This is a genomic window from Paenarthrobacter nicotinovorans, assembly GCF_021919345.1.
GTDB classification, from domain to species: Bacteria; Actinomycetota; Actinomycetes; order Actinomycetales; family Micrococcaceae; genus Arthrobacter; species Arthrobacter nicotinovorans.
On record NZ_CP089293.1, the window covers coordinates 1,203,456 to 1,216,801 of the forward strand.

A 13,346-nucleotide genomic window follows, 5' to 3' on the forward strand; every position below is an offset into this window, starting at 1 on the left:
GGTGAGAGGTGGCTCACATGCCAGTCTTGTGGAGGGGAAATCGAAACTACTTTGAAGGGACGTCAAGGGTGACTGTGCCTGTGAACACCGAAAATCCAGCGGCGGTGGGCGCTGCGAGGCCGAGCCTCGGAGCCCAGTTGCTGCGCCGAAAGCCCATTGGGCAGATGGTCAGCGAGTCCGGCAGCGGCGAAGGCGGCACTCCGCTGGTCCGCAGCTTCGGCGTGCTGCAGCTGACCATGATCAGCGTTGGTGCCACGCTCGGCACCGGCATCCTCGTCATTCTCGGCGAATCCGTTCCGCTGGCAGGTCCGGCCATCTGGATCTCCTTTGTCATCGCGGGTCTGGCTGCGCTGCTCTCTGCTGTGTCGTACGCGGAGATGGCCGGGCTGGTCCCGGTGGCAGGCTCCAGTTACTCCTATTCCTACGCCACCATGGGCGAGGGCATGGCGTGGATCTGCGGCTGGTGCCTGGTGCTGGAGTATGCCGTCTCCGTGGCAGCAGTTGCCGTCGGCGCCGGACAGTACGTCAATGAGACCCTGGCCGCCTTTGGGCAGGTCCTTCCGGACGCGTTGTCCCAACCTCCGGGGGATGGCGGCCTGGTCAACATACCGGCCGTGGTGATCGTGGTCTTCGCCATGATCCTGCTGGTCAGGGGCGCCCGCGAGAGTGCGTGGATCAACACAGCGATTGTCATCATCAAGGTGGGCATCCTGATCTTCTTCTGCGCAGTGGCTTTCACGGCTTTCAATGCCGGCAACTTCGAGCCCCTGCTGCCCATGGGCGCCGCAGGTGTTTCGGCAGCCGCCTCCAGCGTCTTCTTCTCCTACATCGGCTTTGACGCCGCCTCCACGGCAGGGGAAGAGGCCAGGAACCCTAAGCGTGACCTTCCCAGGGCCATCATGCTGTCCATGGTGATCGTCACCAGCATCTACGTCCTCGTATCCGTGGCCGCCATCGGCGCCCGCCCGTGGGGATGGTTCGACGGTACAGAAGCTGCCCTGGTGCAGATCCTGCACGAGATCACCGGCCAGCCCTGGATCGCCCTGGTCTTCTCCATCGGTGCTGTGCTCGCCATCGCCAGCATCGTCCTGACGGTCCTCTACGGCCAGACGCGCATCATGCTGTCCATGTCCCGCGACGGCATGGTGCCCAAAATCTTCGGCCGCGTCTCCCCGCGGACCGGCACTCCGGTGGCGGGAACGCTCATCATCGGCACCGCCGTCGCCCTCACTGCGGGCCTTGTCCCGCTGGGCGCGCTGGCGGACGCCACCAGCATCGGCACGCTGTTTGCCTTTGCCCTGGTCAATGTCGCCGTGATCTACCTGCGACGCAACCGCCCGGACCTCGAGCGAAGCTTCCGCGTTCCCCTATACCCGGTCACGCCGATCCTCGGCGCCCTGATGTGCGCCTACCTGATGCTCAACCTCGGCGCAGATACCTGGATCACCTTTGGGGTGTGGATGCTGGTGGGCATCGCCGTCTACTTCGGCTATGGACGCCGGAACTCCAAGGTAGCCGCGCTCAGCGAGCAGGACTACCGTGAAATGACCACCAGGGCCATGAGCCCGGAACCTGTGAAAGCAGCAAAACCATGACCATCGCCACCGAACTTCCCGTCGCCGGGGAACCCGCAGCACCCGGCGCTAGTGAAGCGCCGATCACCATGCTGAACCCGGACTTCCCCTTCAGCTACGACCACTACCTGGCACACCCGGACGGGCTTGGCTCCGTCCCGGAGGAAATGTACGGCACCGAAGTCGCCGTCATCGGTGCGGGCCTCTCCGGACTCGTGACCGCCTACGAACTCATGAAGCTTGGCCTCAAACCGGTCATTTACGAGGCCGACCAGATCGGTGGCCGGCTCCGGACCGCGAGCTTCCCGTCCGCGCCCGGCGTCGTAGCCGACCTCGGCGGCATGCGCTTCCCGGTTTCCGGCAAGGCGTTCTACCACTACGTGGACCTCCTGGGGCTGGACACCAACGAATTCCCCAACCCCATGGCACCGGCAACATCCAGCACTGTGATCGAGCTCGCGGGCAAGAAGCATTACGCCACCACCGCCGAAGAACTGCCCGTGTTCTTCCGCGAAGTTGCCGACGCCTGGAAAGCCGCGATCAACGACGGCGCAGCCTTCGCGGAGATGCAGGAAGCCATCAAGGCCCGTGACACCAAGCGGATCAAGGAACTGTGGAACGCGCTCCTGCCCGAACTCGACGAGCAGACCTTCTACGGCTTCATCGCTGCCAGCAAGTCGTTCAAGGAAGCCGGCTTCGCCCACCGCGAGGCATTCGGCCAGGTCGGCTTCGGCACGGGCGGTTGGGACACCGACTTCCCCAACTCCATCCTCGAGATCCTGCGCGTCGTGTACACCGACGCCGACGACCAGCACCGCTCCATTTCGGGAGGCGCGCAAAGGCTCCCGGAGGCACTTTGGAACCACGCGCCGTCGGGCCTGAAGCACTGGCCGGAAGGAACCTCTCTGGCCTCCCTGCACTCAGGTTCGCCGCGCGGGGCCGTGGACAACATCCGCCGGGCAGAGAACGGCGACCTCGTGGTGCGGGAAAACTGGGGACGCGAAGCCAGCTACCAGGCCGTGGTCACCACATGCCAGTCGTGGCTGCTCTCCACCCGTATCCACACCGAAGAGGCACTGTTCCCCGCGGAGATGTGGACCGCGATCGAACGCTCGCACTACATGCAGTCGTCCAAGACCTTCGTGATGGTGGACCGGCCGTTCTGGAAGGACAACGACCCGGAGACCGGGCGTGAAGTCTTGTCCATGACCCTCACCGACCGCCTCAACCGGGCAACGTACTTGCTCGACGACGGCCCGGACAAGCCCGCCGTCATCCTCTTGTCCTACACGTGGAACGACGACGCCCTGAAGTGGCTCGCCCTCACTGCGGAGGAGCGCGTCAAGTTGATGCTCCACTCGCTGGAGCAGATCTATCCGGGCGTTGACATCGCGAGCCACATTGTGGGGCAGCCGATCACCGTCTCTTGGGAAGCGGACCCCAACTTCATGGGGGCCTTCAAGGCCAACCTGCCCGGACACTACCGCTACCAGCAGCGGCTGTTCACGCACTTCAAGCAGGACAAGTTGCCCGGGAACCAGCGCGGCATCTTCCTCGCCGGTGATGACGTGTCCTTCACCGCCGGCTGGGCCGAGGGCGCCGTCACCACGGGCCTGAATGCCGTCTGGGGCGTGGTGAACCACCTGGGTGGCTCGTCCGCCGCCGGAAACCCCGGCCCGGGTGACCTGCTGGACGAGCTCGGCCCGATCAGCTTGGACTAGTCCCTTTTGCATTGCGAGGCCCGCTCTACGCCCCAAACCCACCGCAGGGGACGCAGAGCGGGCCTCGCATTCGGCGTTAAGCGTGCATGTCCCGGTGCGCCGCTGCGAGTTCCTTGTAGTGGGCGGCGTTGTGCTTCACGCCCTCCAATTCTTCGTCCGTCAATTCGCGGCGGACTTTGGCAGGAACGCCCGCTACGAGGGAGCGCGGGGGAATGACGGTGCCTTCCAACACGACGGCGCCGGCAGCAATGAGGGAACCCGTGCCGATCACCGCGCCGTTGAGGATGGTGGCACTCATGCCGATGAGACAGTCGTCCTCCACTGTGCAGCCGTGGACCACAGCGCTGTGCCCGACGGAGACGCGCTCGCCGACAGTGCACGGGAAACCGGGGTCGGCGTGGAGAACTACGTTGTCCTGCAGGTTGGAGCCTGCGCCTACGCTGATCGCAGCTGTATCCGCGCGGACGGAGACCCCGTAGAAGGCGCTGGAGTCCTCAGCCAACGTTGCCTTCCCAATAATGGACGCAGTGGGTGCCACGAAGGCGGTTTCATGGATGGCCGGGGTGTCCCCGGCGAAAGTGTAAGAAGGAGCCATGGGCCCAGCCTAGTTGGGTGAAGGGGTGCGGAGCAGCAGGAATTGGTAGTGCTGCACCCAGTTGCCCGCGCCGGGGCCGGACTCCACGCCCACACCTTCCGGCCACGTTCGGAAATGCTCCACCACGCCGTGTTCCCCAAAAATCCGCCGCACGGTTTCGTCACTGCGGCGGCTGAAGAAACGCCGCGGTTCTTCCAGGTCCTCCGGGTTCAGAACTTCGTCGTCGTCACCGGACCAGAGTCCGACGGCGATTGGCGCACCCGGTGCGGTGACCCGCACGAGTTCGCGGACGACGTCGTGAATTCCGCTGTTGGGGACATGTAACAGCGTGCTCATGGTCCACGCCGCTTCGAAGGCCGAATCCGCAAACGGCAGGTCCCGCCCGCTCGCAACCGAGGCGTCGAGTCCTGCGGCGCGGGCCACGTGGACGCTCTCCGGCGACAGGTCCACACCCGTGTAGTGCAGCCCGGCGCGGACGAACTCCACGCCTTCAACACCGGTGCCACAGCCGAGCTCCAGCAAGGAACGACGGTGTTCGGACTTGAGTAGCCGGATGAACCACTCCCGGCACTCAACCCGGTGGGGAGTCAGCGAGCGGGTATTCCGTGCGGCGGCATGGCGGTCGTAATAGACAGCGAGGTCGCGCTCCGGATCAGGAAGGCCCTGCATACCCCCAGCTTAGGAGTGGTGTTAGTTGAACACCACGGTCCGGGTGCCATCCAGGAGGACGCGGTGCTCGGCGTGCCACTGCACTGCCTGGGCCAGCGTGCGGCCCTCCACGTCTCGGCCCATCTGGACGAACTGGGCCGCCGTGCGCGCATGGTCCACTCGGATGACCTCCTGTTCGATGATCGGTCCCTCATCCAGGTCTGCGGTCACATAATGCGCCGTGGCGCCGATGATCTTCACGCCGCGGGCGTGCGCCTGGTGGTATGGCTTTGCGCCCTTGAAAGAGGGGAGGAACGAGTGGTGGATGTTGATGGCTTTGCCGTTCAACTCCGTGCAGAGATCGTTGGAGAGGACCTGCATGTACCGGGCCAGGACGGTCAATTCGACGTCATGCTCGGCGACCAGCTTCAGGAGCTCAGCCTCGGCCTGCGGCTTGGTTTCCGGTGTTACGGGGATGTGGTGGAACGGGATGCCGTAGAAGTTGGCCAGTTCCTCCAGGTCGCGGTGGTTGGAGACGATGGCCGGAACCTCGATGGGCAGGGTGCCTGTGCGCTGCTGGAACAGCAGGTCATTGAGGCAGTGGGCGTCCTTGGAGCACAGGATGATGGTGCGCACCTTCCGGCCAACGGGGTTGATCTGCCACGTCATGCCGAAGGTATCGGCCACCGGCTGCAAGGCGGCGGCCAGTTCCGCCTGGGTGCTCGACGTCGTCGCCTCCACGCGCATGAAGAAGTTGCCGGTGGTGGGGCTTCCGTATTGTTGCGAATCGGCGATATTGCACCCGGCGTCAAGGAGTGCGCCGGCAACAGCGTGCACGATGCCGGGGCGGTCGGGGCAGGAGAGGGTCACAACAAAAGCGGTGGAGTCAGTCACACGGACAAGCCTACCGGTGCTGCCTTGTTGTACTGTTAACGGGTCGCAACTGGCGTTGGGTGGACTACCACCAGGGAGCGGCAATCACGAAGACCACGGATCGTACGCCTGGGCCGAGGGTCATGTCTTACCGTCGCACGCAAGTGACCGATGCCTCCTGTCATCAAGGGGACGCGGGAATGCTGCTGCCGGTAGCCTGACCTGTAGCACCACCCGTTCCCTAGCCAGGAGATCTCCGTGACTACCACCACTTCAGCGTCTGTCAGCAACCAGTCGCTCGCCGAACTCGATCCCGAGATCGCAGCAGTCCTCGACCAGGAGCTTGGCCGCCAGCGCGGCACCCTGGAAATGATTGCCTCCGAAAACTTCGCCCCCCGCGCTGTGATGGAAGCCCAGGGCTCCGTCCTGACCAACAAGTATGCCGAGGGTTACCCGGGCCGCCGCTACTACGGCGGTTGTGAATACGTCGACGTCGCTGAGCAGCTCGCCATCGACCGGGTCAAGGAACTCTTCGGCGCCGAATACGCCAATGTCCAGCCCCACTCCGGTGCCCAGGCAAACGCTGCAGCACTGTCCGCCATGATCAACCCGGGCGACAAGATCCTCGGCCTGTCCCTGGCACACGGCGGACACCTGACCCACGGCATGAAGCTCAACTTCTCCGGCAAGCTCTACAACGTAGCGGCTTACCAGGTGGAAGAGGACAACTTCCGCATCGACATGGACAAGCTCCGCGAGCAGGCCATCGCCGAGAAGCCGCAGGTCATCATCGCAGGCTGGTCCGCCTACCCGCGCCACCTCGATTTCGCAGCTTTCCGTTCCATCGCCGACGAAGTCGGTGCGCTCCTGTGGACCGACATGGCGCACTTCGCAGGTCTTGTAGCAGCAGGACTGCACCCGAGCCCGGTGCCGCACTCCGACGTCGTCACCTCCACGGTCCACAAGACCCTGGCAGGTCCGCGTTCCGGCGTGATCCTGGGCAAGCAGGAGTGGGCCAAGAAGCTCAACTCCAGCGTCTTCCCGGGCCAGCAGGGCGGCCCGCTCATGCACGTCATCGCAGCCAAGGCCGTTGCCTTCAAGATCGCCGGCGGCGAAGAGTTCAAGGAACGCCAGGAGCGTGTCCTTGAGGGCGCCAAGATCATCGCTGACCGTCTCAACCAGGCCGACGTCGCCGAAGCCGGCGTCTCGGTCCTGACCGGCGGCACCGACGTCCACCTGGTCCTGGTTGACCTGCGCAACTCCCAGTTGGACGGCCAGCAGGCCGAAGACCTCCTGCACTCGGTGGGCATCACCGTGAACCGGAACTCTGTTCCGTTCGACCCCCGCCCGCCGATGGTCACCTCCGGCCTCCGCATCGGTACGCCCGCCCTGGCTACCCGCGGTTTCGGTGCCGACGAGTTCACCGAGGTTGCCGACATCATCGCCACCGCACTCGTAAAGGGCGCCGCCGGCAGCGTTGATGCAGAGGCCCTCCAGGCACGCGTCGACAAGCTCGCCGACAACTTCCCGCTGTACCCGCAGCACGAGCAGTGGTAACCAGCGGTTCCTGCGACAACAAGCGCTGAACACGCATTACCCCGGCACTGAACCGGAGCCAACGGGATCCGCCGCCACACCTACGGCGGCGGGTCCCGTTGGCATGAGCCTCCCAGCAGAAAGAGCAGATGGAATGACACAGTCCACCGCACAGATCCTCGACGGCAAGGCCACCGCCGCTGCCATCAAGGCAGAACTGACCACCCGCGTTTCTGCCCTTGCCGCCAAGGGCATCGTCCCCGGCCTGGGCACCATCCTGGTGGGCTCCGACCCCGGCAGCACCTGGTATGTCGGCGGCAAGCACAAGGACTGCGCAGAGGTGGGCATCCAGTCCATCCGCCGCGACCTCCCCGAGGACATCTCCCAGGAAGACCTCCTGAAGGTCGTCCAGGAACTCAACGAGAACCCCGAGTGCACCGGCTACATCGTCCAGCTCCCGCTTCCCAAGCACATCGACCAGGACGTCATCCTGGAAGCCATGGACCCGGAGAAGGACGCCGACGGCCTGCACCCCATGAACCTTGGCCGCCTGGTGGCCAACGTGAACGGTGAAATGAAGTCGCCGCTGCCCTGCACGCCCAAGGGCTGTGTGGAGCTGCTTCGCCGCCACGACATCGACCTCAAGGGCAAGCGCGTCCTGGTGGTTGGCCGCGGCGTGACCATCGGCCGTCCCATCGGACTGCTGCTGACCCGCAAGGAAGTCAACGCAACGGTGATCCTGGCCCACACCGGAACCGTGGACCTGCCCGCGGAACTCAAGCAGGCCGACGTCGTGATTGCCGCCGCTGGCGTGCCGCACATGATCAAGGCAGAAGACCTCAAGCCGGGCGCAATCGTGCTCGACGTCGGCGTCAGCCGCGTGGACGACGGCAACGGCAAGGCTGTTGTCACTGGCGATGTGGACCCGGCAGCTGCCGACGTCGCCGCCTGGTTGTCCCCGAACCCGGGCGGCGTGGGTCCGATGACCCGCGCCATGCTGCTTGCCAACGTCGTGGAGAGCGCCGAACGCCAGGCCGGCATCGCGTAACCTCGCTGAATGCTGAAAGGGCGCCCGCTCCGTTTGGGAGCAGGCGCCCTTTTCCGTCCCGCGGGGAGCGCCCTAGTGGACCTCGGTCATGGTGTTTTCGCTGCGAATACGACGCGGTACAGGGCGGCTGCAGCGATGGCTCCGGCGATGGGGGCAACGATGAAGACCCAGAGCTGGCCCAGCGCCCAGTTGTCGGCATACAGGGCCGTGGCGATGGAACGGGCCGGGTTCACCGAGGTGTTGGTCACGGGAATGCTGATGAGGTGGATGAGGGTCAGGCTGAACCCGATGGCAAGTGCGGCGAATCCGGCCTGTGCACGCCGGTCAGTGACGCCAAGGATGACCAGGACGAAGACAGCGGTCAGGACGAATTCGGTCATCAGCGCCGAACCAAGGCCAAAGCCCCCGGGGGAGTGGTCGCCGAAACCATTGGAGGCGAATCCGGCTGCCCGGGCGGCAGTGAAGAAGCCGTCGGAGCCGCCGGCAGCGATGACGGCCAGCACGCTGGAGCCTGCCGCGCCGCCCACAAGCTGCGCCCCAATGTAGGCCGCTATGTCCTTGGCCGGAAAACGCCCGGCGACTGCCAGGCCGATCGTCACCGCAGGGTTGAAGTGCCCGCCTGAGACGTGACCGAAAGCGTAGGCACCGGCGACGACCGTCAGTCCGAAAGCCAGGGACACGCCCAGGAATCCAACCCCCACGGCGTTAGCGGGATCCGGGAAGCTTGCTGCGAACAGCGCAGTTCCCACGCCACCGAAAACCAAAATAAATGTGCCCAAAGCTTCAGCGCCGAGCCTGGAGACCAAAGCCGGGCCGGCACCGGGATCCGTGGGTCGTGGGATGGTCTTGGTATTGCGGCTGGCCATGCTGAGCCTTTCAGTTTTGGAGGTTGTTTGCGTTGGGGGCGGTTCACCCCAAGAACGTCGTGCGGCTGCTCCCGCGTTTGTGACGCGATTCCGGGCCTGTCTTTCGGAAAGGACAGCTGGTTGCGGGCGCAGGTCCCCGGTGCCTGCATCGGCTAAATCCAGAAAGTTGCGGAACACATCTTTCACATGTCGGCGGGCGCTACTAGTCTGCTGAGGGTGCACAATGAAGCAATCCGCTCCCCGTCACCGTCTCCAACACCGTCATCGACACCGTCACCAACACAGTCAGAATCACAGCAACCCGGCTTCGACATGAACCGACCCACCGTCATCAGTGCCCGGAACCTCACCAAGGCCTTCGGTGACCTCACCGCCGTCGACAACATCTCCTTCGACGTTCCGGCGGGGGAGTCCTTCGGCCTGCTCGGGCCCAACGGTGCAGGCAAGTCCACCACCATGAAAATGATCGGTGGCGTCTCCCAGCGCACGTCGGGCTCGCTGAGCATCATGGGCCTGGACCCCGAGACCCACGGCCCCGAGGTACGGGCGCATCTGGGCGTGGTGCCGCAGCAGGACAACCTGGACGAAGAACTCAAAGTCCGCGAGAACCTGATCGTGTACGGCCGCTATTTCGGCCTGCCCCTGCGCTACTTGCGTCCGAAGGCGGACGAGTTGCTCGAGTTCGCGCAATTGACCGACAAAGCCAGTTCCAAGGTGGACGCGCTCTCAGGCGGCATGAAGCGGCGATTGACCATCGCCCGCTCGCTGATCAACGAGCCCCGCATACTCCTCCTGGACGAACCCACCACCGGCCTTGATCCGCAGGCCCGCCACATCCTCTGGGACCGGCTGTTCCGGCTCAAGGAAAGCGGCGTCACCCTCATCCTGACCACCCACTACATGGACGAGGCGGAGCAACTCTGTGACCGTCTGATCGTGGTGGACAAGGGCCGGATCATGGCGGAGGGTTCGCCTGCCAACCTCATCCGCGAGCACTCCTCGCGCGAAGTACTCGAGCTCAGGTTCGGGTCCGAGCGGAACGCGACCATCGGCGTCGAACTTGAAGGCATCGGTGAGCGGCTGGAGACCCTCCCGGACCGCGTACTGATCTACGCGCACGACGGCGAGGCCGCGCTGGAGCAGGTGTCCGCCCGCGGGCTGCGGCCCATGACCTCGCTGGTCCGCCGCTCATCGCTGGAGGACGTGTTCCTCCGGTTGACCGGCAGGAGCCTCGTTGACTGAGAAGCAAACCACGACGACGGAGCAGCCTTTGCGGGCCCACTCGCCGCAGGTTTCGGCCGCCAGGGCTCGCCGCTGGGGTTCCTTCTACTATGCGGAGCAAGTCCTCCGCGTGATGCGCAACTACGGCTGGTCCGTGGTCCTCTACAGCGTGGGGCAGCCCGTTGCGTACTTGTTCGCCATGGGAGTCGGGCTGGCCACGTTGGTGGACGCCAACAGCGCGTCGGCGTTCGGCGGCGTCAGCTACCTGGAATTCGTTGCGCCGGCGCTGCTGGTCTCCGCAGCGGTGATGACGGCGTCCGGTGAGTTCTCGTACCCCGTCATGGATGGCTTCAAATGGCGCCGGGTGTTCTATGGCCCGCACGCCTCGCCGTTGATTCCGCAGCAGATCGCCAGCGGGCACATCATGGCGAGCTCCCTGCGCTTCCTCCTCCAATCAGTGGTCTACTTCGCGGTAGTGGCCATCTTTGGAGCTTCACCGAGTCCGTGGGGCTGGGTCTCTGCGCTGGTGGCGACCGTGGCGGCGCTGTCCTTTGGCCTGCCCCTGATGGCCTATGCGGCAAGCATCACCCAGGACAAAGGGCAGTTCGCGCTGGTGCAGCGGTTCATTGTGATGCCCTTGTTCCTGTTCTCCGGGACCTTCTTCCCGCTGGATACCCTGCCCTTGGCTGTCCGCTGGATCGGCTGGATTTCGCCGGTCTGGCATGGAACCGAGCTGGGCAGGGTGTTCACGTACGGACTGGATGAACCGCCGTTGCTCACCATTACCCACGTGGTGTTCCTGGTGGCGGCTGCCGTTGGGGGCTGGGTGCTCGTGCGCCGGCAGTTCGTGAAAAGGATGGGTTCATGAGTGTCCTCACGGGTGGCCACAGCGCCACCGACCATGCCCGCGAACGCAAGTTTGGTTCCCTGTACTCCCGCAACGCAAGGGCTGTTGTGGGCCGTGGTCTGATGGCGGCCAAGAGCAGTACCTGGCTGGTCCTGGTGTCCGGGTTCTTTGAGCCCGTGCTGTTCCTGCTGGCCATGGGCGTGGGCATGGGCTCGATCGTCGGAACAGTCGAAGGCCCAGGCGGCCAGGAAATCAGTTACGCGGCCTACATCGCACCGGCGCTCCTCGCCGTGTCCGCCATGAACGGCGCCATTTACGACTCCACCTGGAACGTCTTCTTCAAGATGAACTTCGCAAAGCTCTACCAGGGGATGCTCTACACCTCCTTGGGGCCGCTGGATGTCGCCATTGGCGAGATCTTCCTGGCGTTGCTGCGGGGACTTCTCTATGCCACCGGGTTCACCGCGGTCATGGGTGTCATGGGCCTGCTCACCAGTTGGTGGTCCCTCCTGGTCATCCCGGCGTCGGTGCTGATCGCCTTCGGATTCGCAAGCTTCGGCATGGGCATCACCAGCTTCATGAAGACGTTCCAGCAAATGGACTGGATCAACTTCTTCCTGCTGCCCATGTTCCTGTTCAGCGCCACGTTCTACCCGCTCAGCGTCTACCCGCAGGTCATCCAGTGGTTTATCCAGGCCATGCCGTTGTGGCACGGTGTGGAGTTGCTGCGGCAGATCAGCGTGGGGTCTTTCAGCCCGGCCACGGCCATCCATGTGGGCTACTACGTCGTGATGATTGCGCTCGGCATCATGCTGACCACCGGAAGGCTGCGCCGGCTGTTCCTCAAGTGATGGAGTTTTTGTACACCTCCTGCCCGTAAAAGGGCGTGTTGAGGGCATCTGGTGTACAAAAACTCCCACGGAAGGGGGCTCGTGTTCGCCGTCCGTGGAAGAGTCCCGGGCACCTTTCGGGGTTTGAGAGAATGGGCTCATGCAATCTCTCGGTGACCCGCACCCGTCCACGTCCCCCGCCGGCAAAGGCATGTTCAAGGGCTTCCGCATCGGCGGCCTGGGCATGACCGTTGTCATCATCGCTTTCCTGGTGGCCGTCATCTTCGCGGCAAACCAGAACGACGTGGTGGGCTGGGTAGTTGCCGTCGTCGCCTTCGGTTGGCTGGCCCTTGCCACCTTCGTCGTGTTGAGCATCCGCAGGGCTGCACAGCGGGCCGGGGCAAAGCTGAGCGAAGCCCAAGCCGCCTTCAACTCGGCAACCGGTCGCGCGCCGTCGTCGAACGTTGCGGACAACGGTGGCACGCGGGTGGTGGCCGAGCGCAGCCAGGCCGATGAGGTTCGTGACCTCAAGCTGGACCACTCGTTCAAGATCGTGCAGGTGCAGGTGCGCGTGGTTGACGGGGAGCGTGCAAAGGGCGCTGCCGCGGACCAGGACACCATCAACCGTGCGCTGGAAACCATTGCCATTACGGCCACCAACGCCAGGGATATGATCAAGTCTTCCGGCGGCTCGGACGAGCCCGTTGCCGGCACCATCATCGACTAGAGTAGAGCGGGTGAGTACGGCATTGAAGAAGGACTTCCTTCGCATCGCATCAGTCAACGTCAACGGCCTCAGGGCTGCCTACAAGAACGGCATGGCGGAATGGCTGGAGCCCCGCGAGGTTGACATTCTCTGCCTGCAGGAAGTCCGCGCCCCCGATGACATCGTCCGGAAGCTGATCGGCGAAGGCTGGCACATCCTCCACACCGAAGCTGAAGCCAAGGGCCGTGCCGGTGTTGCCATTGCATCCCGCGAAGAGCCCACGGCTACCCGGATTGGCATCGGAGATTCCTACTTCGACACTTCCGGTCGTTGGGTCGAAGCGGACTTCAACTTAAAGAACAGTGCGGGGGAGTCCACCACCCTCTCCGTGGTCAGCGCCTATGTGCACTCCGGCGAAGTGGGAACCCCCAAGCAGGACGACAAATTCCGTTTCCTGGACGCCATGATCACCCGGCTCCCTGAGCTCGCCAAGCACAGCGACCACGCCTTGGTGGTTGGCGACCTCAACGTCGGACACACGGAACTCGACATCAAGAACTGGAAGGGCAACGTCAAGCGTGCCGGCTTCCTCCCGGAGGAGCGCGCCTACTTTGACCGCTTCCTCGGCGAAGAAATCGGATGGAGGGATGTCCACAGGGGCCTGGCAGGAAATGTCGCCGGCCCCTACACCTGGTGGTCCCAGCGCGGTAAGGCCTTTGACACTGACACTGGCTGGCGCATCGACTACCACCTGGCTACGCCGGACCTTGCTGCAGCTGCTTTCTCCGCTGTGGTGGACCGGGCGCCTTCGTGGGACACCCGTTTCTCCGACCACGCACCGCTGGTAGTCGACTACCGGCTCTGAGCTCCCTAAGGTATTT

Annotated in this window: 13 protein-coding genes and 1 riboswitch; of the genes, 9 read left to right on the forward strand and 4 right to left on the reverse strand. The window is 64.3% G+C overall.

Annotated features, from left to right (window positions below; all coding sequences use genetic code 11):
- Positions 1 to 80: 80 nt before the first annotated feature.
- Positions 81 to 1,595 carry an amino acid permease gene (locus tag JMY29_RS05775; RefSeq protein WP_064722074.1) on the forward strand — a complete coding sequence of 505 codons (1,515 nt, stop codon included), beginning with the start codon at positions 81 to 83 and terminating at the stop codon, positions 1,593 to 1,595.
- A complete protein-coding gene (locus tag JMY29_RS05780) occupies positions 1,592 to 3,295 on the forward strand; it encodes a flavin monoamine oxidase family protein (RefSeq protein WP_189075922.1) in 1,704 nt (567 codons plus the stop codon). The genes JMY29_RS05775 and JMY29_RS05780 overlap by 4 nt, the downstream gene beginning before the upstream one ends.
- Positions 3,296 to 3,371: 76 nt before the next feature.
- Here JMY29_RS05780 and JMY29_RS05785 read toward each other — a convergent pair whose 3' ends face one another.
- The 3 genes from JMY29_RS05785 to purU are packed head-to-tail and all read right to left on the reverse strand — an operon-like array spanning position 3,372 to position 5,432.
- Positions 3,372 to 3,890: a gamma carbonic anhydrase family protein gene (locus JMY29_RS05785; protein ID WP_189075921.1), complete on the reverse strand. Its 519-nt coding sequence runs from the start codon at positions 3,888 to 3,890 to the stop codon at positions 3,372 to 3,374.
- A 9-nt stretch (positions 3,891 to 3,899) separates the two neighbouring features.
- Entirely contained in the window at positions 3,900 to 4,559 is a 660-nt protein-coding gene (locus JMY29_RS05790; RefSeq protein ID WP_189075920.1) for a class I SAM-dependent methyltransferase, read from the reverse strand.
- 21 nt (positions 4,560 to 4,580) lie between these two features.
- Positions 4,581 to 5,432: a formyltetrahydrofolate deformylase gene (purU, locus tag JMY29_RS05795; protein ID WP_189075919.1), complete on the reverse strand. Its 852-nt coding sequence runs from the start codon at positions 5,430 to 5,432 to the stop codon at positions 4,581 to 4,583.
- Positions 5,433 to 5,467: 35 nt separating this feature from the next.
- Positions 5,468 to 5,553: riboswitch (ZMP/ZTP riboswitch) on the forward strand.
- A 116-nt stretch (positions 5,554 to 5,669) separates the two neighbouring features.
- Here purU and glyA point away from each other — a divergent pair.
- The gene (glyA, locus tag JMY29_RS05800) at positions 5,670 to 6,968 is read left to right on the forward strand and encodes a serine hydroxymethyltransferase (RefSeq protein ID WP_209783725.1); all 1,299 of its coding nucleotides are present in this window, start codon (positions 5,670 to 5,672) and stop codon (positions 6,966 to 6,968) included.
- Positions 6,969 to 7,101: 133 nt separating this feature from the next.
- Positions 7,102 to 7,995, forward strand: a complete 894-nt coding sequence (locus tag JMY29_RS05805; protein ID WP_018777238.1) for a bifunctional methylenetetrahydrofolate dehydrogenase/methenyltetrahydrofolate cyclohydrolase — start codon at positions 7,102 to 7,104, stop codon at positions 7,993 to 7,995.
- An 86-nt stretch (positions 7,996 to 8,081) separates the two neighbouring features.
- Here the strand turns inward: JMY29_RS05805 and aqpZ are convergent, their stop codons facing one another.
- A complete protein-coding gene (gene aqpZ / locus JMY29_RS05810; RefSeq protein WP_197493540.1) occupies positions 8,082 to 8,861 on the reverse strand; it encodes an aquaporin Z in 780 nt (259 codons plus the stop codon).
- Between the two features lie 312 nt (positions 8,862 to 9,173).
- Between aqpZ and JMY29_RS05815 the strand changes: the two genes are divergently transcribed.
- The 5 genes from JMY29_RS05815 (at position 9,174) to JMY29_RS05835 (ending at position 13,330) form a co-directional block, all read left to right on the forward strand.
- Complete coding sequence (locus JMY29_RS05815; protein ID WP_189075918.1) at positions 9,174 to 10,103, forward strand: ABC transporter ATP-binding protein; 930 nt, start codon at positions 9,174 to 9,176, stop codon at positions 10,101 to 10,103.
- Positions 10,096 to 10,950, forward strand: a complete 855-nt coding sequence (locus JMY29_RS05820) for an ABC transporter permease (RefSeq protein WP_064721934.1) — start codon at positions 10,096 to 10,098, stop codon at positions 10,948 to 10,950. Before JMY29_RS05815 ends, JMY29_RS05820 begins: the two co-directional genes overlap by 8 nt.
- The gene (locus tag JMY29_RS05825; RefSeq protein ID WP_055974659.1) at positions 10,947 to 11,780 is read left to right on the forward strand and encodes an ABC transporter permease; all 834 of its coding nucleotides are present in this window, start codon (positions 10,947 to 10,949) and stop codon (positions 11,778 to 11,780) included. Before JMY29_RS05820 ends, JMY29_RS05825 begins: the two co-directional genes overlap by 4 nt.
- 139 nt (positions 11,781 to 11,919) lie before the next feature.
- Positions 11,920 to 12,486 carry a hypothetical protein gene (locus tag JMY29_RS05830; protein WP_189075917.1) on the forward strand — a complete coding sequence of 189 codons (567 nt, stop codon included), beginning with the start codon at positions 11,920 to 11,922 and terminating at the stop codon, positions 12,484 to 12,486.
- Between the two features lie 10 nt (positions 12,487 to 12,496).
- Positions 12,497 to 13,330: an exodeoxyribonuclease III gene (locus JMY29_RS05835; RefSeq protein ID WP_189075916.1), complete on the forward strand. Its 834-nt coding sequence runs from the start codon at positions 12,497 to 12,499 to the stop codon at positions 13,328 to 13,330.
- Positions 13,331 to 13,346 lie beyond the last annotated feature (16 nt).

Excerpts from the sequence above, each read along its gene's own strand:
- JMY29_RS05830 (WP_189075917.1), top strand. The coding sequence starts at position 11,920 with ATGCAATCTCTCGGTGACCCGCACCCGTCCACGTCCCCCGCCGGCAAA.
- JMY29_RS05780 (WP_189075922.1), top strand. The coding sequence starts at position 1,592 with ATGACCATCGCCACCGAACTTCCCGTCGCCGGGGAACCCGCAGCACCC.
- JMY29_RS05805 (WP_018777238.1), top strand. The coding sequence starts at position 7,102 with ATGACACAGTCCACCGCACAGATCCTCGACGGCAAGGCCACCGCCGCT.
- aqpZ (WP_197493540.1), bottom strand. The coding sequence starts at position 8,861 with ATGGCCAGCCGCAATACCAAGACCATCCCACGACCCACGGATCCCGGT.
- JMY29_RS05790 (WP_189075920.1), bottom strand. The coding sequence starts at position 4,559 with ATGCAGGGCCTTCCTGATCCGGAGCGCGACCTCGCTGTCTATTACGAC.
- JMY29_RS05825 (WP_055974659.1), top strand. The coding sequence starts at position 10,947 with ATGAGTGTCCTCACGGGTGGCCACAGCGCCACCGACCATGCCCGCGAA.
- JMY29_RS05785 (WP_189075921.1), bottom strand. The coding sequence starts at position 3,890 with ATGGCTCCTTCTTACACTTTCGCCGGGGACACCCCGGCCATCCATGAA.
- JMY29_RS05815 (WP_189075918.1), top strand. The coding sequence starts at position 9,174 with ATGAACCGACCCACCGTCATCAGTGCCCGGAACCTCACCAAGGCCTTC.